The following is a 22,177-nucleotide window of genomic DNA, read 5'->3' on the forward strand; positions in this document are numbered from 1 at the left end:
AAAAACACTGGACATAACCCAAGCGATTAAGATATAATTAAAGACTGTGAGTTTTTCCTAAAGTCATGAACGCGGCAGAAGTTATCCGTTCCATAGAAGCGGAATTTATTAAAGATGACCGGCCGGAAATCTTCGTCGGCGACACGATCCGCGTCGGCGTAAGGATTCTGGAAGGTGGCAAAGAGCGGATTCAGCCTTACGAAGGCACTGTGATTGCCATGCGCAATGGCGGAATCAATGAAACGATTACCGTGCGTCGAATCTTCCAAGGTGTTGGAGTCGAGCGGGTTTTTCTGCTCCATTCCCCCCGGATTGCGAATATTAAAGTCGTGCGTCGAGGTCGAGTGCGTCGGGCTAAGCTGTACTATTTACGCGATCGCGTCGGTAAAGCCACCCGGATTAAGCAACGCTTCGATCGCTCCCTCTAAAACCCGAATTTGCCAATCGGCGTGCTTAAAAAGCCCCCTCATGCGCTAAACTAGATCGAGTGGAAGATCGAACCCAAGTTTGAAAATCCTCCAAAGTGCGCTCTTAGTTCAGTTGGTAGAACGCAGGTCTCCAAAACCTGATGTCGGGGGTTCAAGTCCTCCAGGGCGCGTTGGTACACTCTCATAAAGAGCAACCCGAGCCGTAGGGCAAAGTCTAGCTCTAGATCGCGATTTCCGAAAGGAGGAGCGATCGGCTAGACTAAAGGGAAAGAGCCATCCCTCGCTCGCGGGGAGGAAACCACTCGCTATCTAGAACAACCAAGTAAAGAGGGGAGTAGAGACTGTGGCGAAAAAAGAGGTATCAAAAGAAAAGGTGACTGACAGCAAACCGACCATTCAAAAAAGCGTTCCCGAAACCCCGGAAACGCAAAGCGGCTTTAGTCCGACCGAGTTTTTTGGAGACACTCGAGAGGAACTCTCCAAAGTCATCTGGCCTTCCCAGCAACAATGGATTGGCGAATCAGCCGCTGTAATTTTAATGGTGACATTAGTTGCAACCACCATTTACCTTGTCGATAACTTGTTTAGTTGGTTAGCAAAAGCGGTATTTTGATGAGTTATACCTCTGACGAACTCGAAGAATACAAAGACCCAGAACAGGAGGGCAAAGCCTTAGCCAAGCAAGCCCGTTGGTACGCCGTTCAAGTGGCCTCGGGTTGCGAAAAGCGAGTTAAGGCCAACCTCGAACAGCGCATTCGCACTCTGGATGTAGCGGACCGCATTCTCCAAGTGCAAATTCCGCAAACACCCACCGTCAAAGTTCGCAAAGACGGCGCTCGCCTCCACGGTGAAGAAAAAGTCTTTCCCGGCTACGTTCTCGTACAAATGTTGTTGGACGATGACGCATGGCAAGCCGTCAAAAACACGCCCAACGTGATTAACTTCGTTGGTGCCGAACAAAAACGTCCTTATGGACGGGGGCGAGGTCACGTTCGACCCGTACCCCTCAGTCCGACAGAAGTCGAGCGCATCTTTAAACACGCGCAAGAACAAGAACCCGTTGTCAAAATCGACATGGCAGTGGGCGATAAAATTTTGGTGCTTTCCGGACCGTTTAAAGACTTTGAAGGCGAAGTCATCGAAGTTAGCCCCGAACGGAGCAAACTGAAAGCCCTACTCTCCATCTTCGGACGCGATACGCCCGTAGAATTGGAATTCAATCAGGTACAAAAACAAAGCTAGTAATGGCAAAAAAAGTCGTCACAGTAATTAAATTAGCCTTGCCAGCCGGTAAAGCTAACCCCGCCCCTCCGGTCGGTCCCGCCTTGGGTCAGCACGGGGTGAACATCATGGCGTTCTGTAAAGAATACAACGCCAAAACCGCCGACAAAGCCGGAACGATTATCCCGGTAGAAATTTCGGTGTATGAAGACCGCAGCTTTAGCTTCGTTCTCAAAACCCCGCCTGCTTCGGTGTTAATCCGTCAAGCAGCCGGAATCGAACGCGGTTCGAGTACGCCCAACCGTCAAAAAGTTGGCTCGATTACCCGCGCCCAACTCGAAGAAATTGCCAAAACGAAAATGCCCGACCTCAATGCTAATGACATTGACGCGGCAATGAAAATCGTGGCAGGAACCGCTCGCAACATGGGCGTAGAAGTTAAAGAATAATTCAACATTAGTCTGGGGAGAAGTTGAAACTTCGCTCGCACCCAAGGAGAGAACAATTACATGGTTAAAAAAGTGTCGCGCCGCCTGAGAGAGGCGCAAGCAAAGGTTGAAGAACGCGCTTACGAACCCACAGAAGCGCTGAACCTGTTGAAAGAGACAGCAACCGCTAAGTTTGACGAAACCGCAGAAGTTCACATCCGCTTGGGGATCGATCCTAAGTATACCGACCAGCAGTTGCGGACGACGGTGACGTATCCCAAAGGAACCGGGCAGAAAGTTCGCGTTGCTGTTATCGCGCGCGGTGAAAAAGTGACCGAAGCGAGCAACGCTGGAGCCGATATCGCTGGTTCGGAAGAACTCATCGACGAAATCCAAAAAGGAATGATGGATTTCGATAAACTCATCGCCACGCCCGATATGATGCCGCAGGTGGCAAAGCTCGGACGACAACTCGGCCCTCGCGGGTTGATGCCCTCGCCGAAGTCGGGAACGGTGACAATGGATTTAGCAGGCGCGATCGCGGAATTCAAAGCCGGTAAAATAGAATTCCGGGCCGATCGTACCGGCATCGTTCATGTTATGTTTGGTAAGGCCTCCTTTTCAGCCGAAGACTTGCTCGCGAATCTGAAAGCCCTTCAGGAAACCGTCGATCGCAACCGTCCTTCCGGTGCAAAAGGTCGCTACTGGCGCACGATGTACGTGACTTCTTCAATGGGACCTGCGATCGAAGTCGATATTACAGCACTGCGCGACTTAAAAGCTACTGATGCAGCGTGAGGTTTAGAACCATCGATTTAAAAAAGTCCCTACAACTGAATCAATCGCTCTAAACAGCACGCCCGAGATAGCAGGGGCCATCAAGCTTAAATATCCTGCCGAGGTCGAACAGATTTTAGAGTTCGGAATTTGGAACGCTTGCCGGAAAAGCTCGCTCGTCCAATCTCGAGAACTCTGAATGAATGAAACCCCGGCAATCAACAGCCGGGGTTTTTTGAATACGGGTAAGAACTGCCCACGCCCACAAGGAGGTGAACGGGACAATGGGAAGAACGCGGGAGAGTAAAGAGGGCGTAGTCGCAGAGTTAAAAGAATGCTTAGACGAAGCCCAAGTCGCCCTGATTATCGACTATAAAGGTCTGTCGGTCGCCGAAATCAGCGACTTACGCAATCGCTTGCGCCCTGTCGGGACGCAATGCAAAGTCGCCAAAAATACGCTGATGCGGATTGCGATTGGCGAAGAAGAACGGTGGCAGCCGATGCAGGAATTCCTCAAAGAATCCACAGCGGTACTCTTCGTTCAAGAAGACGCAAGCGCGGCGATTAAAGCCTACAAAGCCTTCCAAAAAGACACCAAAAAAACCCAATTACGCGGCGGTGTTATGGAAGGGCGCGCCCTGTCGCAAGCGGACGTAGAAGCGATCGGCGATTTGCCGTCCAAAGAGCAACTCTACGCTCAAATTGCTGGCGGTATCAACGCAGTCGCGACCAAATTGGCTGTGGCTATCAACGAAGTGCCGTCTTCTTTGGCGCGCGCGCTGCAAGCCGTTGCGGATAAAGACAAAGCCGACGACGCAGCTTAGTTGGAATTCAAAATTGTTGAAATTTTAACGAGTGCTTGAATTCCACCGTACCAACTTGCAAACACTTTATTTTTTTAAGGAGAAAACCAAATGTCTGCTGTTACCGATGAAATTTTGGAAAAGTTAAAATCCCTGACTCTGCTCGAAGCCTCAGAATTGGTTAAGGGCATTGAAGAAGCTTTCGGCGTGAGCGCTGCTGCTCCTGCTGGCGGTATGATGATGATGGCTCCGGGTGCTGGTGGTGCTGCTGGCGGCGGCGAGCCGGTTGAAGAGAAAACCGAATTTGATGTCGTTCTCGAAGAAGTTCCCGCCGACAAGAAGATTGCCATCCTCAAAGTCGTGCGCGCTATCACCGGTTTAGGCCTCAAAGAAGCCAAAGAATTGGTGGAAGCTGCTCCCAAGCCCGTCAAAGAAGCTGCTCCCAAAGAAGAAGCAGAAAATATCAAGAAGCAGCTTGAAGAAGCTGGCGGTAAAGTCAGCGTGAAGTAGTCTTAGCTGACTGATTGAAACAAGAAAACCCGGCTTCCCTTCCTAAAAGAAAGGAGCCGGGTTTTTGTGTTGACAAGAATTAAATGTTGTGTTACTAATTTCAGGCGATATAGCGCTACTTGAACCGTGAAGATACGTTCCTAAACGCACCAAAGTCTTGGCTGGTGGGCGCTGCCCACCCTACTACAAAATGTTCTAATCGCTCTGTGTAACGCTATATTTTTAGGCTTGCGCCCACAGAGTGCGAACATCACCTTCCGGCATCCAGCTTTCAATTTCCTGAATGCGTTCTGGGGAAAGTTCTCTTTTAGTCGCCGTGAAGACGGCTTTTACCGCTTGCTTGCGCGCCGCATCTTTATCTTCATTATCTCTTTGGAAACCGCTTTCATTGGCTACGCGGAAGAGGAAGCGATCGGAATCGATCTCAAAAATTCCAGGACCTTTCCAAGGGGGACGAACGCGACTTAAAAAGCCGACTAATGGATTAGTATCTTTCCACAAATCGGTCACTTCCATTTGCAGGGCTTTTTCTTTAGTTGGCATCGCTTCTTCATGCAGTTCGTCAGCGACGCGATCCGCTGCTTCCGTTGTCATTACGTCGCGCATAACGCGAAACACGACTTCTGTGAAGTCTCTAGCATCGTAAGGATCGGCAAAGCCACCTTCCACCATAACGTATTCTAAAAAAGAGCGATTTGCATCAGCTAGTTCTGCTCTTGAATCCGCGACTTCAGTCGTATCATTTTGGGGGGAGTTGGGCTTTAAGGTTTGGTCTTCCATAAACTATTAAGGGTTGTCTTTTCTAAACCGAGCTAGAAAAAATTGGGTGTTTTATTGCTCTCTTTAGAATGTAGCGAAGGCAATCCGAGCAAACTTCTGTCACCCGGTTCTATCTTTTTCACTCCAGTTGTGCTAAATCTTTTCTGCTAACAAATTAGACCTTATCGCGCGGTATTATATTTTTATCCCAATTCTCCGAGTTCGGACGACACATCTTGAGGCTGAAACCCAGAATATATCTAGGTTTCTTCATTTTTAATTTTTGATTTTTAATTGGTATTAAATTGGCAACTTCTTGCTCCTAGTCAGACAGTACGCGCGATCTGACAGTACGCATTTCAGGCTGCCCGCGCTGCGCCGAGCGACTCCTGTTTCTATTGCGATCGCTCCATCTCTATACGCTACAGCTTATCTCAGTAAATTTGTTGAGTTTTTTTTGATGGAGTATCGCTGAAACTGCTTTCTCAGAACAAATAGCTGGTGCGTCGCTAGAAAACGAGATGAAAAATTTTATACTCTAATTTACGAAATTTAGGAGAGGGCTTGGGTAGCTTAAGTATGGTGACACTCATTTAACTGTCCTGCACTGAAACTCATGAAATTCGACACCTCTAAGCGCACTACCCTACAAGAACCCGTTCAAAGCATCCTACGACTCTGGGAGAAAGAACCCAAACTGAAAGCAAAACACAGCCCCATCGCTGTCGAAGCTTCGTTGAAAAAAGCACTTTCGCCTCGGTTTGAAATCGTTTTTGCTGGGGCATTTAGTGCGGGCAAATCAATGCTGATTAATGCCCTCCTCGGACGCGAACTCCTTTACAGCGCCGAAGGTCACGCGACGGGAACGGAATGCTACATTGAATATGCTGAAGCGGGACAAGAACGAGTTGTTTTAACCTTTTCCAGCGAAGCAGAAATTGGCGAGCAAGTCAAGGTTTTGTGCGAGCGATTGGGGTTAAATATTGAGGGGGATTTTGCTCGTGCTGAAGTCCTCGAACTCTTACAAAAAGCCAGTGCCGCGATTATTCAAACAGAAGGCGGAGAAAGTAAATCCGATCGCGCCAAGCAAGCCAAAGGCTTACAACTCCTGATTGAAGGGTTTACCGCTAATCGCGATCGCATTCATGCGAAGGATAATGCGATTTATTCGATGGAACAGTTGCATTTTTCCAACTTATCAGAAGCAGCGAGTTACGCGCGGCGGGGAAGTAATAGCGCAGTCCTCAAGCGCCTCAATTATTTCTGCTGTCATCCCTTGCTCAACGATGGCAATATTTTAGTCGATTTGCCGGGGATTGACGCGCCGGTGAAAAAGGATTCGGAGTTAACGTATCGTAAGATTGAAGACTCGGAAACTTCGGCAGTGATTGCCGTGCTGAAACCGGCGGCGGCGGGCGAAATGACGAAGGAAGAGACGGAATTGCTCGAAAAGATGCGTTCTAATCCGGGAGTTCGCGATCGCGTTTTTTACGTCTTCAACCGCATCGATGAAACTTGGTACAATACCGAACTTCGCAAGCGTCTCGAAAACCTCATTCAAGAGCAATTTCAGGATATAACACGCTTGTATAAAACCAGCGGTTTGCTCGGTTTCTATGGCAGCCAGGTTAAAGGAACGACGGCACGCGATCGCTTTGGGCTAGATACACTTTTCGCCGAAAATGTCAAGGGTTTCAGCGAGGAAGAAGAAACGCCCCAGTTCGTCAGCGAGTTTAACAATTATTGTGCCAATTCTGGCAAACTCACTCGGACGCAATTTAAAGTTTCTGTTAATGGTTACGATACGCCTAATGAAAATTATACGCGCATTCTCGGGGAATGGGGAAACTCCTTAATCGACCGCCTAATTGAAGATAGCGGTATAGAAGAATTTCGAGCCGGAATTACGCGCTATCTCACCGAAGAAAAGCACCCCCAACTCATTGCCGCCCTCGCCGACGATCTCGCCCCAATTTGTACGGAATTAAAGAATCGCTACTTAGAAATTCGCCGCGATTTAGACAGTCAGCCCCAGGAAATCGAAGCGATGAAAGCGCGGGAATTAGAGCGTTTAAACCAACAACTCCAAGAGGCGGCGAGCGAACTGCAACAATTGCTAGAAACCGAAGTCAATCAAGTGATTACTAACGCCGATCCTGCGTTTGAAGAAGACTTCCAAGCTTTGAAAGCAAAAATGGTGACTCGCCTCGATGAATTGCTGCAAACTTTTTCAGTAATGAAGGCTTATCGCTGCGCGGTTAGTAGTCATCCGCGCAACTCTACTGCGCCGTTAATTGCGGTATTAGTCGAAGCCTTATATTCCTTGGCGAATGACTTAGAATTGGTGTTAGTGGAGTATTCAGAAACCATTGCACGGAATTTCTGCACCCGCCTCCTGCAACGCTTGCGAAAAACCGAAACTTATCGTTCGATTTATCGTTTGCTCGGTAACGATGGCGGGATAGAATTCAAGGTACGAGAACTGGAGAAAGGGTTAATTTCGGGGCTAACGGGAGCGGCAAAAGTAGAGTGCGATCGCTATGTACGCGAAAGTCCTCGTTTTTACGATGAAGGCACTTTTTCGATTTACCAATTCCGGCAAACGTTGCAGCAAACCTCGCAAGGCTACGACGCAGAAAGTATGGTAGAAGCGGAACCAGCGATTCGTCAATTGTTGAAGTTAGATTTCGAGCCGAAAGTTTCACTCACGATTCGCAGTACCTTCCGGCAAACGATTAACCAAACCTTGAAAACCAATTTGTTACCGATGGCGGAACAGCAAAAAGGGGACATTTGCAAGCAATACGGCGCGGCGCGATCGCATCTCGAAAAAACCTTGGAACGGGAAGCATTAGAGAAGCTCTATCGCAATCAAGAACGGCAACAGGAAGTTGAGGAAAATATTGAGGCTTACGGTTGGGCGATTTCTACGATTAACCAATATCTTGATGAGTTGACTCTATTCGACAAGAAGTTACCCGATATTGATGGCTTTCAATTATCCGGCTCGCAAGTTGCCAACAGTGGAATCTTAAAGCGCGCCTAATTAAGTCTATTTTGGTAGACTTAAATGTTGAATCGGAAAATTAATTTAATCGCTGGCTAAGTTGTTTTAACGGTAGGGACGTTATATATAACGTCCCTACCCTATCCCTTGAATAAACTGCGAACTGAGGTAAAAAATAATGTGGAATTCTATTGATATCCCAGGGTTTAAGGATGAAGACATCATTGCCTTTAAAGATAGTCTTGTCAAGCTAGGAAAGTTTATAAATATTCTTGATACTGCAACTAATCAATTTAATGAATTATTGAAAACAAGTTTTGCAGACAATAAACTTAATTTAGATATTCGCTTTAATGAGTCCTGTACTTACGAGCACAGATTCATGAGCGAAAGAGGCGTAGATGTAGAAATCCTCAAATTAAAAGACCCTCGCTGGCAAAAAGGCAAAATCCGCATGAAACTCGTCGTTGAATTCATTCCCGACGAACCGGAAAAAGTTGAATCCGAGTCGCCCCTCGACGATATTCGTCAAGCGCAACTTGCAAAACAAGAGGATTGAACGATACCGAAAAAGTATTCTTTATTTGAGCCTAGCAAATCGGCACAACCCCCTAAAGAGAGAAATTTCTGACTTCTACGACGAGGACTGTTCGGAATCTCTTTTAGGGGGTATGAGTTTTAACGAACATTCATAAAACCGTCTATTTTTTTGTATATAGTGATACGGTTAGCAAAAAAAATAAGTTCAAAACTTTACTCCTATGTCTCTCAAAACAGAAGCACAAGTTGTAAAAGCGAGTCTGGATATCGTCCCGACTCTCATTGAGCATTTAGAGCAAGATCGCATTATCTTGTTACCGATGGATACGCTTTATGGTTTAGTCGTACATGGGGGAAGACCTAAAGCGATCGCAGCTTTACGTGCATTGAAGCAGTTAGGTCAAGAACAACCCTTAACAATTTTAACAAGGGGCGATCGCGTGCGAGAAGTTGCCGTCCTCAATGCGTCAGCAGAACGGATGATTTCTCACTTTCCCTGTCCCGTCACTATGATTGTCGAAGCGAATCCTCAGTTAAACCCAGAAATCACTCAAGGTTTTTCGACAATTTTCATCGCTTGTCCCGATCGCTTCATCTACGATTTAATTGGTGCAATTCCATTTCCCCTCGTCTGTGCTGGTGCGAGAGTTGGTACCGAACCGATTACTCACTTCGATGCAGCAATGCGTTATTTTAGCGATCGCGTCTCCTTAATTGTTCGGGGAGAACGCAGCCATTACGGGCGACGCGGAACGCTCATCGACTTCACCCTAGAATCTCCGACTATTATGAACTTTGGACCGATCTCTGTAGACGATCTCCGACCTTTACTGCCCGAAATTATTCTTCCTTCCCATTTAATGAAGTAGCGATTGTTGCAGGACGATTAAATTATGCCAAAAACGCCCCGAATTTCTATCCCTAAATCCGTTCGAAAATACGTTTTTCAACGCGACAACTTTCATTGCCAAAGTTGCGGAAAAACGCACCTTGAAACCCAACTCACTATCGACCATATTATCCCCCTTGCGACGGGCGGTTCTAACGATATTAGCAATCTACAAACCCTCTGTTTGTCCTGCAATCAACGCAAACAGCATCATTTTGATTCTCGCTTTCGCGGGCGCTTTCGTTAATTGTGCGGGCGGGGAGCGATTCAATTTCATCGCGTCCTCTCAAACTTTGCCATTTTTAGTTAGAATCGTACAAGCCCTTAAATGTTCGTTAACAATCGGAGTTGTGATGAAATTACGACAGTCTTTAATCGGAAGCTTGGTAATCCTCTCCAGTGTAACGACAGTAGCGACAGCACAATATTTTCCAACCCCAGACTCATTCTTACAGCCCGGAGGTTGCTCGAACTGCGACGAAAATGGCGGACGCTGGGGTAACAGAAATTGGCAAGGGGTGAACTGGAGTGGGCGGGAGTTGCGCCAAGCCAACTTAGAAGGCGCTAATCTAGCAATGGCGGATTTGAGTCGCGCTCAAATTTTCGGTTCGACGCTCAAAGATGCCAATCTAACTGGGGCGAATTTAACGGGGGCGACGATTAGAAGTACAGTGCTTCAAGGGGCAGTTCTCAACGGCACGATTTTTAAGAATGCCGAACTTTTTATGATTAGCCTCGAGAACGGACAAATGGAAAATGCCGATTTTAGTGGCGCTCAAATGAAGAACATTTATTTGGGGGGGGCAAATCTTCAAGGCGCGAATTTAATCGGTGCAGATTTACAAAATGCCTTTATGGTGGGAGCGAATTTGATTCATGCGGATTTAAGTGCTGCGGATTTACGAGGCGTTAAGCTAAGAAATTCTATTCTCATTTCAGCCAACCTTCAAAAAGCAGATATGAGAGCGGTAAGTCTCGCTGAAGCTAATCTTTCGGAAAGTCGATTGAGCGGTGCGAATTTAGAACGCGCGGAGTTAGCAAAAGCTAACTTAGAAAATGCAGATCTCAGCGGTGCTAATCTAAAAAATGCGAATTTGGAGCGAGCCAATCTTCGCGGCGCAAATCTTAAAGATGCAATTCTCGATAATATTTTTGAGATGGGGGCAGATTTTTGCGGAGCAACTTTACCCGACGGACAGATTGAAGAATGTCCCGAGGAGGAGGTTCAAGCTCCCATTCCGAACGAAGAGATTTTTATAGATCCTACGCTCAATGAAGAGAATCTTGATATAAATAATAAGGATACCTCTCCTTCGGCTCCTTAAGCAATTTACCTTTTTAACATTTGTCACTTTTTGAAAATTTTTTTGTTGAAGATTTTGTAGATTTTGCTAAGGAAGTAGTTATAGGTTTTGGGAAAACCGGAAACGCGCAGGGAAAAAAGCCAAGTATTGATAAATTTTCCCTGGGTTGCGCGCTGCAACTTAACCAAACTGTCTAAGGAACGCTCGAATAAGTCCATTAATGAAATGGGTAAAACCGTACAGCCATGACTGCCATCGTTAAACTTGAAGTCATAAACATTGTTCAAGGATGTAGCGACTCGAGCTTGAGGAATATCTTGTTCGCATTTTCCGGGATACAAGTACAAGATAGGGGTTGAACTGTTTTGAATAAACTTAGAAATATTGAAGTATTGGTTAACCGCCGGATTGAATTCATGTTTAACTAGGAGGGGATGCAAATCTCTTTCTGTTTCTAAATAGGGAATAAGGGAGAATTGCCCCGAAAAGTTAAAAACTTTTTTTGCATTTAACAGCGCGCCGAATAAGGTAGCAGCATAGCCTCCTGCCGAACTCCCGATGCAAATTATATCTAAGCCTTGAGATTCTTGCTTGAGGAACTCGGCTAATTTTTCGATAGAGTTAATTTCGCCATTGATTCCTTCAAGATACCACTGCTTGAAAACATCTCGCAGGAAAATGACTTTAGCGTAGCTTTTGGGGATATTGCGTTTCCATTCAAAGCGATTGCCTTCTATCACTTTAAGTTTGAATTCTTCCGGCGTATTAGGAAAGTAAATTCCGTGGCTGGAAAAGAAAATATAACAGTCTCTACTTTTACTAGAATTGCCCTCAATGATTTCAAAATTTTTGTGGTTTTGATAGACTTGAAAAACTTCGGGAATGTCGAGTTGATGACGCATCGTGACTGACATGGGGTTGAACCTCGAGAAAGCAGTACGATTTTAGCAAGGAAGAGGGGGGAGTGTGTGAATTATGAATTATGAATGGTAAGTGCTGAGTGGTAAATGGTAAAGGTTGAGGGCTGAATTACGAATTACGAATTACTAACTACGAATTACTAAGGGGGGATGGGGTGATTGGCTTAGCGCAGAGGCCACCAGGAAACTTTATCGCGCGTTTTACCGTATACTTCTTTTAGGCCTTCGGGATCGATCGCGCGTACCGAATCGCTGGATGTTTCATTGCCTTTTGCTGCTTCGAGCAGTCCGATTTGTTGCATTCCTTTGAGGACTTGCTCGACGGTGCGTTGGTTGAGTTGGCAGGCGCGCGCGATCGCATCAATGGGAAGATCGAAGGTATAAACGCCGTCAGTGTTGGGCTGATTGCCTAACTCGCGTTCTTGATAAATTAACGCCCTCAGCAGCGAGGCGACTGCTTGGGGAGGGTAACTGCTGCAATTGAGTAGGTGATACTGAAACTTAACTTGCAATTCCGAGAGTAAGGTATAGCGATCGCGGAATTGTTCGCTATTTTCGTACATTTCTCGCACGGCCGCTAGGGGAATTTCGATCGCGTGGGTGGTTTTATAAGCTTCCACTAAACTGGGAAAAGCGCGATTGGTTAGCCCGTAACCGAAGGGGAGGCTATTCATCCCAAAGCAACTACCGGGATAATGAATGGCGATGATGCGATCGAGGGGCGTACTCCGCGCGATCACTAATCCCTCGTTCAGGATAACGTAGAGAACATCCAGAAATTCATCGGGGAGAAAAGCCGTATAAATCGGACGGTTAGAAAATAGCTTCTCGACTTTGAGAGAATCGGGGGGTAAGTATTGCGCCAGTTGCGCTTCGTCGAATCCTCGAAACAGGTAATTGCTTTCAGTCAGTTGTTGGATGAGGTTGGTTTTTGGCTTCTTTGCAGTTTTTGCCATGCTCGATAGTAACGCGATCGCTCCCCCTCCATGATGACACAGAGCCATCCCCTCCCAGACCCGCTTGGAGATTAAATACAAACCTATTTCGATTGGTTTGTATTCCGTTTAGAATGCACGCTTACTCACCATTCGCTTTTTTTCCAACTCTGAATCTGCCGTTTATACCTCCCCAGCCTTAAAATATTAGTCAATCGTCATGATTTGTAGCGTTGCGATCGTGTAATTGTCCGAATTGCTGGCGATAACGTTCTAATTCTCGTTCCAGTTGTTCGGCTCGTTGTCGCTCCTGTTCGGCTTGTTGTTGTGCGGATTCGGCTCGTTGTCGCTCCTGTTCGGCTTGTTGTTGCGCGGATTCAGCTTGTTGTCGTTCCTGTTCGGCTTGTTGTTGTGCGAACGCGCGTTGCTGTTGTTCTTGTTCGCGCAATTGCCGTTCTAATTCCGCCTGTCGCCGCGCTAATTCTGCCTGCTGCCGTTCTAATTCCGTCCGTTGCCGCGCAATCTCCAATTCTTGGCGCGTCTCTGACAATTGCGCCCTTATCTTCTGTTCGGCTTCTTCCGTGCCGATATAGCGCTTTCCTTCTTCATCAAACCAGTATAAAACTTCTCTTCTCACTCCCCCATAGTTGCGAATCCCCCTACCGATTCCTAAGCCAATTTCTGGCATCCAAACGGGTTCTTGTACCTGCCAGCTATATTTTCCGTTAATTAATTTATACACTTCCAATTTCCGAGGATCGCCGCGTCCGAATTGTCGGGGATTGTAGACAACGTAGTACAGCACCCCTAACTGAGCGTAGATTTTTTCTTTGCTGTCGTATTCTCCCCCCGGCGTTTTGGAGACGACTTCGATGGCGAGGATTGGAACGTTATTTTCTTCCCACACGACATAGCTATCGCGCGATTTTCCGCCTTTGCGCCGTTCGACATTCACGCTGAGGAAACCATCGGGAATGACAGGAACTTTGGGATTTTCTCCCGTGGTATGGTAAACCGCCATATCCACGCCAAAAAACCAATCCTGACGGTTTCCCCAAATATATTCGAGAAGAAATAGCAAGAAGTTGGGAATAAAGTTTTGTTCTTCGTTATCCACGGGAGTTTCGTCCGAACAGGGCAGTTCGTCGCTGCTAGGGAGATTCTGAATGTCCGATTTTAGCATTTGAGGATACCCCGCTTCTTTCCTTTTCTTTGAGTTTAGCAGGCTGACTTCCAAGTGGTGAGGAATTTTAATTTTTCATCGGCTTTTAAATCGAGAAAATTTTTATCCGACTGCAAAGTCCCCGTACTGGCACATGAGTTGTAAATTATTAGAGAAAGCCGATACTCTTTAACTCCTTCCTCGATGAATCTGAGTCAAAAGAATTCCTCATAAAATCATTAACAGTGCAGCTATGCCGACAAAATCGCCCTCGGTTCGCTATAGTAGAGAGCGCGGTTGAATTAGCGAGAGGGTAGTGTCATGGCAATTGCGATCGAAGAACTTCTAACGCCCGATATTTTTAAACCTGCCCGCTACTTGGGGAACGAACTCGGTGCGGTGCATAAGCCTTGGGAAAGTGCTAAGGTGCGTTGGGTGTTGACCTATCCGGAAGTGTATGAGGTGGGCGCTTCCAATTTAGGGCATATTATCCTATACAACATTTTGAACTCAAAGTCAAGTCAATTGTGCGATCGCGCTTATTTGCCCGCCCCCGACTTTGCCCAAAAACTGCGCGACACGCAAACGCCGCTTTTTGCCCTCGAATCTCGCTGCCCCCTCACCGATTTTGATATCCTCGGTTTTAGCCTCAGTTACGAACTCGGCGCGACGAATATTTTGGAAATGCTGAGTTTGGCAGGAATTCCTTTAACTTGGCAAGAAAGAAATCTTCAAGCTAACGAAAATAACAATTTTCCCCTCATTTTTGCAGGCGGACAAACCGCGACTTCTAACCCCGAACCTTACGCCGATTTCCTCGACTTTTTCGCGCTGGGTGACGGCGAAGATTTACTCCCAGAAATTGGGGAAGTTATCGAAAAAGGAAAGGATGAAAATTGGACGCGGGAACAGCTTCTCCTCAATCTCGCGCAAGTTCCCGGCGTATACGTTCCCCAATTCTACGACATGGCGGAAGATGGTTCCGTTCATCCCAATCGCGATGATGTACCGCCGCGCATTCTTCGTCGCGTTGCCGCACCTCAGCCCCAATATTCTATCGGTTTAGTGCCTTATATTGAAACCGTTCACGATCGCTTGACGGTAGAAATTCGTCGCGGTTGTACGCGCGGTTGTCGGTTTTGCCAACCGGGAATGTTAACTCGTCCCGCGCGCGATGTCGAACCGGAACAAGTGGTGGATGCGATTGAAAAGGGAATGCGCGCGACAGGATTTAATGAGTTTTCTTTACTCTCCTTAAGTTGTTCCGATTACCTCTCCCTCCCTGCCGTAGGAATGGAGATTAAAAACCGCCTCAAGGATGAGAATATTTCCCTTTCTTTACCCAGTCAGCGCGTCGATCGTTTTGATGAAAATATTGCTAATATTTTAGGCGGCACGCGACAGCCGAGTTTAACCTTTGCGCCGGAAGCCGGAACGCAACGGCTGCGGGATGTTATTAATAAAGGTTTAACCAACGAAGAGTTATTGCGCGGCATAAAAACAGCCGTAGAACAGGGTTGGGATAAGGTCAAACTTTACTTTATGATCGGTTTACCGGGAGAAACCGATGCCGATATTTTAGGGATTGCTGAAACGCTGCGTTGGTTGCGACGGGAATGCGCGATGGAAGGGCGCAAACGGTTGAATTTTACCGTGACGATTTCCAACTTTACGCCCAAACCGCATACGCCGTTTCAATGGCATTCTGTTTCGACGGCAGAGTTTTTAAGAAAGCAGAAATTATTGCGGGAAGAGTTTTATAAACTGCGCGGCGTGAAGGCGAATTTTACCGACGTGCGAATTTCGGCGATGGAAGACTTTTTGGGACGCGGCGATCGCAGATTGGCGGCAGTAGTACGGCGCGCTTGGGAGTTGGGCGCGGGGATGGATGCGTGGATGGAGAGCTTGGATCGAGCTTTTGGGGCTTGGGAAAGCGCGATCGCGGATTCCGGCCTCAGTTGGAAATACCGCCAAATTGAGGAGGGCGAATGGAACGTCATGGATGCGAGCAACGAACGTCTCGATTCCAAGCGCAAGCGCCCGCAGTACAGTTGGGACGAACGCTTGAACGCCCGCTTGCCTTGGGATCATATCAACACCGGCATCGATAAAAACTGGCTCAAGGGCGACTTACAAAAAGCTCTCGAGGAAACGACGGTTCCCGATTGTGCTTTTGAAGGTTGCTCCCTCTGCGGCATTTGTGGCGTGGACTTCGGGCAAAATGTAGTCTACGAACCGCCGCCGATTCCTGCGTTTGCAGGACAGTTTCAAAGCAACGGCGAAAAGGTGCAACGTTTTCGAGTATACTTTGGTAAGCTAGGACAACTGCGCCTGCTGAGCCATTTGGATTTAGTGCGACTCTTCGATCGCGCGGTACGTCGAGCTTCTATCCCCATCGCCTATACCAACGGTTTCCATCCTGGACCGCGAATCTCCATCGCCAGCGCACTTTCTTTAGGAATGACGAGTAGCGGCGAAGTGGTGGATTTTGAGTTGCGAGAAACGATGGAAAGGGAGGAATTTCGCGAGCGCTTAGCTGCGGCATTACCGCCCGATATTCCCCTCTACAGCATCGAAGAAGTTACCATTTCCTCGCCTTCTGCGAATAAATTATTAGAGAAAGCTGAATATCTTTTAACCGTCTTACTCCCGGAAGGAACGACGGCAGAAGCCCTCAAAGATTGGGTAGAAGCCGTGCAAAATAGCGCCGAAATTGAGTTCGAGAAGACCACCAAATCGGGGAAAAAGCAGCAAGTTAATTTACGAGATCGGCTGTTCGATTTAGAAGTCGTTTCGGTGATTGAAAAAGAAGCCCAACTGCACTATCTTGGCAGTTGCCAAAATGACGGAACCGTGCTTCAACCGGAGCATTTAATCTATATGTTAGAACGAGTTTCCGGGCAAGAACTAGAATTAATCCACTCGCACCGAGAAAAGTTGATTTTATCGAGTCATTCTCCAGTCCCTACGCTGGTTTAATCGATGAACTCAGTTTGAATCGTATATAACGCAACTTGTAAAAGAAAGAGCAAGTTAGCGAGGGTGCGCGCGGCGATCTCGCACTGCACAATCCGCCTCTAGCAGGTGTAATTTTACATTAAACACCAAATTGGGTAAAATAAGGTCGCTATATCCTGTAAAGCTGCGATCGTGAATCCCGTTGGGGTTCAACTTTCCGAATTGCGATCGCGCTTTCTTAAAAGCTTCCTAAAACAGGGCTTTTTGTCGTTTAAACCATCAGGTGATGAGTAAAAATAAAGCATCTACCCAATACTCCATCGTTTCACCCTTTGCCGAGGTTGGCGAATGTTTAATTACTCAAAACAAACTTCTCCGTGCAACTGTTGAGCTTGAGAAAGGACAGGTTATTACCGATTTTGGGCATCAAGAAATTCTTCCTCAGCCTAACTATTTAACCGTCCAGATCGGTGAGAGGGAACACATTATGCTCTCCCCCGAGTTTCTGCAATATATTAATCACGGTTGCGAGCCTAATGTTTTTTTCGATACTGAGAAATTGACTTTGAGCGCTCTCAAGAAAATAGAAATAGGCGAAGAATTAAAGTTCTTTTACCCCTCGACAGAATGGTCGATGGAGCGCGCTTTTCGTTGTAACTGTCAAAGTAAAAATTGTTTAGGATATATTCAAGGAGCAGCCCATCTACCGCTTGATGTTTTAACCCACTATAGGCTGTCTTCTTTCATCCGGAGAAAAGTCGCCGTTTAAAAGCCTTTTCCAAATCAATGCTCAATCTATTTCGGTTAATATCCAAGAATTTTTTGCTTAAAATAGCAAAGTTGCCATTTCTAACCCAGGCTATCCTTACCTGATTGAAGCTGATTTATTGAGGGCGTTAGAGTCCGGTAAACTGGCTGATGCTTGCCTAAATGTTTTCGATATCGAACCTCTGCTAAGAGAACATCCATAAGCTCGTGTTAAATAAAATCCTAAATGCTTACGATTGGTACGACCATCCCGAAGGTCTTAAGTTCGTTGAAACGCATCGAGATGAGTACAGAACTTCCGGGCATTGGTTACTGCTGCCGAAGGCAATTTCAGCCTTTCACCGCGTCTTCAATAATGAGGAAATTTGGTACATCCACCAAGGCAGTCTCATTCTTCATATCATCGATGCTTCCGGAAAACTTTCAACCCGGAGATTGGGAGTCGATTTGGAAAAAGGTGAAGAACCCGTTATCTCGGTTCCTATCAATTGTTGGCAGGCAGCAGAATTACCAGAAGGGCTAGAATATGCCTTCGGTTCTGTGGCTTGCGCGCCAGCATTTGTCTTCGAGCAGTTTGAAATTGCTGAACGAGTTAAGCTCAAAAGTGAGTATCCAGAGTACGCAGAATTGATAGAGCGGTTAACGCTTATAAATGAATAAGGAATAATGAATAATGAATCCCACATTCCCCACACCAAAAAGTAGTTTACCTATGCGACAGGTGGGTTAGATAGGTTTTGGATGAGACGGAATTGGGTGAAGGATGCGATCGCTACATCACCCCCATTAACTGCTCAAATCACAGCATCAGTCTTAAAGTTGTAGTAAGAGCAGTATCGCGATGGGCAAGCTTTAATCGAGGAGCGAACTCGGGTACAATTTGACTGGGATTCCGAGCGAGATATTGCTCGAGCTTGCACCCAATTTGCTCGTGAAATCCGACTGAATCTTCAATTCACAATACAACCTATGACTTATTCGACCGACGATGCCCCGCCCGCAGAGGCGACTCGACTCTCCTCATCCCTAGAATCAGTCGCTTTGCTAGAGCCGAAAAACCCATTAATATTTGGCGTTATCAATATCTTTTTAGTTTCAGCGTGTGTCATTGCTGGCGCGGTTATATTCCTGTTCGCCGAGCGGAAGGAAATTGTCGTCTATAGCGTCGTCTCAATCATCATCATATGCTTGTTCCTGTTCCTCAATCGACGACTGTTCAACGATTCCCGACGCAATGAAAAACAAAAAGACAATCTCCGCAAAGCTAGACTATATAGTGTTTTGTTCGGCAACACCATCGCCGACGAGTCGAGCGATATTATGCTGCAACGCGCGATTCAATATTGTCAGGAGTTGATCGACGACTACAAAACTGTCCGCTTGCAATCTCGAACGCTTTATTACGTTTTCCAAATTTCAACCATTGTCTTATCGGGAGTTACACCGATTTTAGTGTTGCTCGACAAGGTTGATATTAATGTATCTTGGATTAAATGGTTGCCCGTGATTTTTCCCGCGATCGCTGCCATTGTCACCAGTTTATCAACCTCCTTCCCCCTCCAAGAAAACTGGGTTGCTGCTAACACTGCTGTCGAGTTGCTCGAAGCCGAACAAGAAAAGTTTATCTTGGGCGTAACCTCAGCTTACCGATTTTTCGATCTGCCCGATGAGGCTCAACGGAAACGCAAAGTTCAGGAATCTGTTGAAAGTTTTATTACGCAGGTGAATAAAATTCACCTCAAACAAGTTCAGGGCAGCAGCGATCCCGAATTTGCCAAACAAAAGGACGAAACCCCCTCTAGCGAATATCTCCAAAATAACTCGTAGAGCTCCGAGTCGGTTATACTCTATCTTCGATCGCTCTCCAAGTGGTGAATTACGTCCGATCTGAATTATCCGAAAGCATTAACTGCCCTCACCCCCGGCCCCTCTCCCAAAATTGAGGAGAGGGGAGAAAGAACAGTAAAATGGGATTTTCGGCTTCTAATGCACATTAGGCATGAATTACGAATTACGAATTACGAATTACGAACTACGAATTACGAATTACGAATTACAAATTAATCCCATTCTCCCTGCAACGTAAAACCCGCCCAATAAAAAGGCGATCGCCACTCCTCAGTTTTTGACATTTCTAACTGCGCGGCTCGCAGGGCAGCGGCGGGCGTTTGATCCTCTTGCAACATATGGCGGTAGAATCGGGTCATTAACTCCGAAGTGCCGCGATCGTCCACATTCCACAAACTCGCTACCACTCGCGCTGCCCCTGCATACATAAACCCTCTTGTCAAGCCAATAATTCCTTCGCCGCGAATTTGTTCGCCTAACCCGGTTTGGCAAGCGCTGAGAACGACTAAATCCGCAGGCAGATTGAGGTTAAACAGTTCGTGCATTCGCAAAAAACCGTTTTGTGGCGCGCCTTTATTGTTAAACAGAGACAACACTAACCCCGATAATTCGGGATTTTTGCTGTTTGCGAGGCCGTGGGTGGCAAAGTGAATGATGCGATACTGGCTCAAATTATCGCTGATGGCAAGGTTGCGGTTGGCACTAAATCCGATCGCTTCGGTGGCAAGATCGGATGGCACAAACGCAAGGATATTATCGGCTTCTTGTTTGGTGAAGGGCAAGCGCGATAAAAGAATGCCACTCGCGCGTACAGACTCCTGCAACTCCATCGGCAATACTTGCGAGAAAGCAGCGGATTTCGGCATTCGTTCGTCTTCCGGGGCGAAGACGGGATCGGCAAAAATGGCTAAAGCTCTCGTTCCTGACTTGCGTCCGGCTTGTTCGCCGCGCAAGATTGCTAGGGTAGAGGCAGACGGCAAGGTAATCACTTCAAAGTCGGCAATCAGCGGCGTATTGCCATTGACGGATAGGGAGGCGAAGGGAAGGTATTGTAAGATACCATCGCCAACAATCAGCAATCGTTCCCCTTTGAGTTGCTCTCGCACGGGCGATAATAAGACTTGACTGAGGGCGGAACGAGCTTCTTCTACCTGTTCGGTGCGGCGGCGCTGGGCGGGATTTTTAAGGAGACTGAGATAAGTTTTAGCGGCTTTTTCAATCTCGGCGCGCCCCGGCAATTCGTAGCTGGCGAGTCCGTCGCGCGTCACCATCCATAGATAGCTGCGTTCCGCTCCGAGATAATATTCCAATAAAACAGTGCGATCGTCGAGAACTTGTTGCTGAATTGGCTCGAGTCCGAGGGGTTCGGGCTGGGTAAGGGCGGCGTAACGCGGACTGCGGGTACGAATTTCGGCTTGCAAGTTTCGATACCGCTCAATTAGGGTTTCGAGTTCGCGACTGAGGGTATCGATTTGTTCTTGGGGCGCGCCAGCGTTCGCTAGTTTGAAGCGTTGTTCTTCGGCGGCGCTGAGTTGTTGTTGCAATTGCCGCTCGCGATCGCGTAACTTGGGATCGACTCCCTGGCGAATATCGGCTCGGGCTTCTTGCAGCACATCGAGTAACGTGCGGGCGCGGGCGCGTTCGCTGGTTTGCAGCGCGAGTTTATCGTAACCGGCGCTTTTATCCCGCTTATGCTGCTGCATTAGCAGATCGATATAAAGTTCGTAATAGTCCTGTTTGGAAGCAAAGAAACTGGCGCGCAAATCGGAACGAGAAATATTGGTTCGTAAATCTTCGATAATCGCGATCGCGGCTTCAATTTCCCCCTTCGCTTCCGTAAAATTGCCCAAATCCCGGCGCAGTGCCGCCAGACGATAGCGGGTGAGGGCTTCCTTCGCGCGATCGCCGCTCGCTTGGCGCAACGGTATAGCGCGATTGTACGCTTCCAGGGCGCGATCGCGGTTGCCTGCATTCGCCTCCACATACCCGATATTCGTCAGCGTACTCGCTTCCCCGCCCTTATCCTGCAATTGTTGCCACAACGGAAACGCCTGCTGGTAATACTCCCGCGCTTTCGCCCAGTTTTTAGCGCTGGCGTAAAGATAGCCAATATTATTCAGCGTGCTGGCTTGCCCCTTAACATTTTTCCCTTCTTGCCATAGGGATAACGCTCGATTGTAGGTGGCGAGCGCTTCTGTGGTTTTCCCCGAATCAGAATAGCTGCGTCCGATATTATTTAACGTTGCCGCCACATTGAGAGAATTCCCTGCATTCTCAATTAACTTTAAGGCTCGCTGATGATAGTCGAGAGCGGTATTAAAATCGCCCAAATCGCCGTAAATCAGAGCGATATTATTCAGCGTTGCCGCTTCTCCGGTTTTATATTGAACGGCTTGCCAAAGTTTCAGCGCTTCTTCGTTCGTCTCAAAGGCTTTTTGGTACTCGCCGCGCGTTGCATGAATGCTGCCCAGGGACATAAGGGTGCTAGCTTGGGAATGGCGATCGCTCGTTTCTCGGTAGATTTTCAGCGCTTGGCTGTAAACCTCTGCCGCTGTCGGTAAATCTTTTAAGTTGCTGTTCGCATTTCCCAACCAGGTTAGGGTAAGGGCTTCGGTTTCGCGATCGCCATCTTTTTTCGCCTGTTCTAAGGCTTCAGTCCAACGCGCGATCGCACCCTGCCACGCCGCGATCGTTCCGCCGCGATACAGTTCCATCCCCGCTTGAAAGGTAGAATTTGCCGATGTCGAAGCCGCAGCCACAAGCAGAGGTTCTCGAGGTTCGCGCTGCAAGTTCGCCGCCCCAACTGCCGGAGAAAAAAGCAGAACGCCCAGCAAGAAAGCGATGCGAACGTTTCCCTTACCCAATTTCATAGTTAATTCCTCGTTCCCTCGATAATGCCCATCGTATCGACTCGCAAGTG

21 protein-coding genes, 1 tRNA gene and 1 other annotated feature are annotated in these 22,177 nt (G+C 47.3%); of the genes, 17 read left to right on the top strand and 5 right to left on the bottom strand.

Annotated features, from left to right (window positions below; genetic code table 11):
* Positions 1-65 precede the first annotated feature (65 nt).
* The 8 genes from rplS to rplL all read left to right on the top strand — a co-directional run bounded on the left by rplS (position 66) and on the right by rplL (position 4,167).
* The gene (rplS, locus tag H6G50_RS21375; RefSeq protein WP_190721133.1) at positions 66-428 is read left to right on the top strand and encodes a 50S ribosomal protein L19; all 363 of its coding nucleotides are present in this window, start codon (positions 66-68) and stop codon (positions 426-428) included.
* 97 nt (positions 429-525) lie between these two features.
* A tRNA-Trp gene (locus H6G50_RS21380) sits at positions 526-598 on the top strand.
* Between the two features lie 224 nt (positions 599-822).
* Complete coding sequence (gene secE / locus H6G50_RS21385; RefSeq protein ID WP_347239979.1) at positions 823-1,041, top strand: preprotein translocase subunit SecE; 219 nt, start codon at positions 823-825, stop codon at positions 1,039-1,041.
* The gene (nusG, locus tag H6G50_RS21390; protein WP_190721138.1) at positions 1,041-1,670 is read left to right on the top strand and encodes a transcription termination/antitermination protein NusG; all 630 of its coding nucleotides are present in this window, start codon (positions 1,041-1,043) and stop codon (positions 1,668-1,670) included. The genes secE and nusG overlap by 1 nt, the downstream gene beginning before the upstream one ends.
* Positions 1,671-1,672: 2 nt before the next feature.
* On the top strand, positions 1,673-2,098 hold the full coding sequence (gene rplK, locus H6G50_RS21395) for a 50S ribosomal protein L11 (RefSeq protein ID WP_190721140.1): 426 nt from the start codon (positions 1,673-1,675) through the stop codon (positions 2,096-2,098).
* A 60-nt stretch (positions 2,099-2,158) separates the two neighbouring features.
* Positions 2,159-2,875, top strand: a complete 717-nt coding sequence (gene rplA / locus H6G50_RS21400; RefSeq protein WP_190721143.1) for a 50S ribosomal protein L1 — start codon at positions 2,159-2,161, stop codon at positions 2,873-2,875.
* Between the two features lie 43 nt (positions 2,876-2,918).
* Positions 2,919-3,101: a sequence feature (ribosomal protein L10 leader region), on the top strand.
* 37 nt (positions 3,102-3,138) lie between these two features.
* A complete protein-coding gene (gene rplJ / locus H6G50_RS21405; RefSeq protein ID WP_190721147.1) occupies positions 3,139-3,678 on the top strand; it encodes a 50S ribosomal protein L10 in 540 nt (179 codons plus the stop codon).
* A 90-nt stretch (positions 3,679-3,768) separates the two neighbouring features.
* Positions 3,769-4,167, top strand: coding sequence for a 50S ribosomal protein L7/L12 (gene rplL, locus H6G50_RS21410; RefSeq protein WP_190721150.1), 399 nt, complete (start codon positions 3,769-3,771; stop codon positions 4,165-4,167).
* A 222-nt stretch (positions 4,168-4,389) separates the two neighbouring features.
* Here the strand turns inward: rplL and H6G50_RS21415 are convergent, their stop codons facing one another.
* The gene (locus H6G50_RS21415) at positions 4,390-4,947 is read right to left on the bottom strand and encodes a DUF2267 domain-containing protein (protein ID WP_190721153.1); all 558 of its coding nucleotides are present in this window, start codon (positions 4,945-4,947) and stop codon (positions 4,390-4,392) included.
* A gap of 595 nt (positions 4,948-5,542) precedes the next feature.
* On the opposite strand from H6G50_RS21415, the gene H6G50_RS21420 reads away from it, so the two are divergent.
* The 5 genes from H6G50_RS21420 to H6G50_RS21440 all read left to right on the top strand — a co-directional run bounded on the left by H6G50_RS21420 (position 5,543) and on the right by H6G50_RS21440 (position 10,687).
* Positions 5,543-7,972: a dynamin-like GTPase family protein gene (locus H6G50_RS21420; protein ID WP_190721156.1), complete on the top strand. Its 2,430-nt coding sequence runs from the start codon at positions 5,543-5,545 to the stop codon at positions 7,970-7,972.
* 139 nt (positions 7,973-8,111) lie between these two features.
* Positions 8,112-8,492: a KGK domain-containing protein gene (locus H6G50_RS21425; RefSeq protein ID WP_190721159.1), complete on the top strand. Its 381-nt coding sequence runs from the start codon at positions 8,112-8,114 to the stop codon at positions 8,490-8,492.
* Positions 8,493-8,694: 202 nt separating this feature from the next.
* The gene (locus H6G50_RS21430; protein WP_190721162.1) at positions 8,695-9,342 is read left to right on the top strand and encodes an L-threonylcarbamoyladenylate synthase; all 648 of its coding nucleotides are present in this window, start codon (positions 8,695-8,697) and stop codon (positions 9,340-9,342) included.
* Positions 9,343-9,366: 24 nt separating this feature from the next.
* Entirely contained in the window at positions 9,367-9,609 is a 243-nt protein-coding gene (locus H6G50_RS21435; RefSeq protein WP_190721165.1) for an HNH endonuclease, read from the top strand.
* A gap of 106 nt (positions 9,610-9,715) precedes the next feature.
* Entirely contained in the window at positions 9,716-10,687 is a 972-nt protein-coding gene (locus H6G50_RS21440) for a pentapeptide repeat-containing protein (RefSeq protein ID WP_242032933.1), read from the top strand.
* A gap of 23 nt (positions 10,688-10,710) precedes the next feature.
* Here H6G50_RS21440 and H6G50_RS21445 read toward each other — a convergent pair whose 3' ends face one another.
* The 3 genes from H6G50_RS21445 to H6G50_RS21455 form a co-directional block, all read right to left on the bottom strand.
* Positions 10,711-11,580, bottom strand: a complete 870-nt coding sequence (locus H6G50_RS21445; protein WP_190721168.1) for a hypothetical protein — start codon at positions 11,578-11,580, stop codon at positions 10,711-10,713.
* A gap of 170 nt (positions 11,581-11,750) precedes the next feature.
* Entirely contained in the window at positions 11,751-12,542 is a 792-nt protein-coding gene (locus H6G50_RS21450) for a Crp/Fnr family transcriptional regulator (protein WP_190721169.1), read from the bottom strand.
* Between the two features lie 190 nt (positions 12,543-12,732).
* Positions 12,733-13,704 carry a Uma2 family endonuclease gene (locus H6G50_RS21455; RefSeq protein ID WP_190721171.1) on the bottom strand — a complete coding sequence of 324 codons (972 nt, stop codon included), beginning with the start codon at positions 13,702-13,704 and terminating at the stop codon, positions 12,733-12,735.
* A 300-nt stretch (positions 13,705-14,004) separates the two neighbouring features.
* On the opposite strand from H6G50_RS21455, the gene H6G50_RS21460 reads away from it, so the two are divergent.
* The 4 genes from H6G50_RS21460 (at position 14,005) to H6G50_RS24300 (ending at position 19,236) form a co-directional block, all read left to right on the top strand.
* Positions 14,005-16,662: a TIGR03960 family B12-binding radical SAM protein gene (locus tag H6G50_RS21460; RefSeq protein WP_190721172.1), complete on the top strand. Its 2,658-nt coding sequence runs from the start codon at positions 14,005-14,007 to the stop codon at positions 16,660-16,662.
* 265 nt (positions 16,663-16,927) lie between these two features.
* On the top strand, positions 16,928-17,410 hold the full coding sequence (locus H6G50_RS21465) for an SET domain-containing protein-lysine N-methyltransferase (protein WP_190721180.1): 483 nt from the start codon (positions 16,928-16,930) through the stop codon (positions 17,408-17,410).
* Between the two features lie 206 nt (positions 17,411-17,616).
* Positions 17,617-18,069 carry a cupin domain-containing protein gene (locus H6G50_RS21470; RefSeq protein WP_190721182.1) on the top strand — a complete coding sequence of 151 codons (453 nt, stop codon included), beginning with the start codon at positions 17,617-17,619 and terminating at the stop codon, positions 18,067-18,069.
* 309 nt (positions 18,070-18,378) lie between these two features.
* Entirely contained in the window at positions 18,379-19,236 is an 858-nt protein-coding gene (locus tag H6G50_RS24300; RefSeq protein WP_190721184.1) for a DUF4231 domain-containing protein, read from the top strand.
* A gap of 233 nt (positions 19,237-19,469) precedes the next feature.
* Here the strand turns inward: H6G50_RS24300 and H6G50_RS21480 are convergent, their stop codons facing one another.
* Complete coding sequence (locus H6G50_RS21480; protein ID WP_190721186.1) at positions 19,470-22,127, bottom strand: CHAT domain-containing protein; 2,658 nt, start codon at positions 22,125-22,127, stop codon at positions 19,470-19,472.
* Positions 22,128-22,177: the final 50 nt, after the last annotated feature.

Source organism: Oscillatoria sp. FACHB-1406, assembly GCF_014698145.1.
GTDB lineage: Bacteria > Cyanobacteriota > Cyanobacteriia > Cyanobacteriales > Spirulinaceae > FACHB-1406.

What these genes read in the sequence shown, in the direction of transcription:
- H6G50_RS21465 (WP_190721180.1), top strand. Translation starts at nt 16,928, where the DNA reads ATGAGTAAAAATAAAGCATCTACCCAATACTCCATCGTTTCACCCTTT.
- rplA (WP_190721143.1), top strand. Translation starts at nt 2,159, where the DNA reads ATGGTTAAAAAAGTGTCGCGCCGCCTGAGAGAGGCGCAAGCAAAGGTT.
- H6G50_RS21440 (WP_242032933.1), top strand. Translation starts at nt 9,716, where the DNA reads ATGAAATTACGACAGTCTTTAATCGGAAGCTTGGTAATCCTCTCCAGT.
- H6G50_RS24300 (WP_190721184.1), top strand. Translation starts at nt 18,379, where the DNA reads ATGACTTATTCGACCGACGATGCCCCGCCCGCAGAGGCGACTCGACTC.
- rplK (WP_190721140.1), top strand. Translation starts at nt 1,673, where the DNA reads ATGGCAAAAAAAGTCGTCACAGTAATTAAATTAGCCTTGCCAGCCGGT.
- H6G50_RS21435 (WP_190721165.1), top strand. Translation starts at nt 9,367, where the DNA reads ATGCCAAAAACGCCCCGAATTTCTATCCCTAAATCCGTTCGAAAATAC.
- H6G50_RS21430 (WP_190721162.1), top strand. Translation starts at nt 8,695, where the DNA reads ATGTCTCTCAAAACAGAAGCACAAGTTGTAAAAGCGAGTCTGGATATC.
- H6G50_RS21425 (WP_190721159.1), top strand. Translation starts at nt 8,112, where the DNA reads ATGTGGAATTCTATTGATATCCCAGGGTTTAAGGATGAAGACATCATT.
- rplS (WP_190721133.1), top strand. Translation starts at nt 66, where the DNA reads ATGAACGCGGCAGAAGTTATCCGTTCCATAGAAGCGGAATTTATTAAA.
- H6G50_RS21420 (WP_190721156.1), top strand. Translation starts at nt 5,543, where the DNA reads ATGAAATTCGACACCTCTAAGCGCACTACCCTACAAGAACCCGTTCAA.
- H6G50_RS21480 (WP_190721186.1), bottom strand. Translation starts at nt 22,127, where the DNA reads ATGAAATTGGGTAAGGGAAACGTTCGCATCGCTTTCTTGCTGGGCGTT.
- nusG (WP_190721138.1), top strand. Translation starts at nt 1,041, where the DNA reads ATGAGTTATACCTCTGACGAACTCGAAGAATACAAAGACCCAGAACAG.
- H6G50_RS21460 (WP_190721172.1), top strand. Translation starts at nt 14,005, where the DNA reads ATGGCAATTGCGATCGAAGAACTTCTAACGCCCGATATTTTTAAACCT.
- H6G50_RS21415 (WP_190721153.1), bottom strand. Translation starts at nt 4,947, where the DNA reads ATGGAAGACCAAACCTTAAAGCCCAACTCCCCCCAAAATGATACGACT.
- H6G50_RS21445 (WP_190721168.1), bottom strand. Translation starts at nt 11,580, where the DNA reads ATGTCAGTCACGATGCGTCATCAACTCGACATTCCCGAAGTTTTTCAA.
- rplJ (WP_190721147.1), top strand. Translation starts at nt 3,139, where the DNA reads ATGGGAAGAACGCGGGAGAGTAAAGAGGGCGTAGTCGCAGAGTTAAAA.
- rplL (WP_190721150.1), top strand. Translation starts at nt 3,769, where the DNA reads ATGTCTGCTGTTACCGATGAAATTTTGGAAAAGTTAAAATCCCTGACT.
- H6G50_RS21450 (WP_190721169.1), bottom strand. Translation starts at nt 12,542, where the DNA reads ATGGCAAAAACTGCAAAGAAGCCAAAAACCAACCTCATCCAACAACTG.
- H6G50_RS21455 (WP_190721171.1), bottom strand. Translation starts at nt 13,704, where the DNA reads ATGCTAAAATCGGACATTCAGAATCTCCCTAGCAGCGACGAACTGCCC.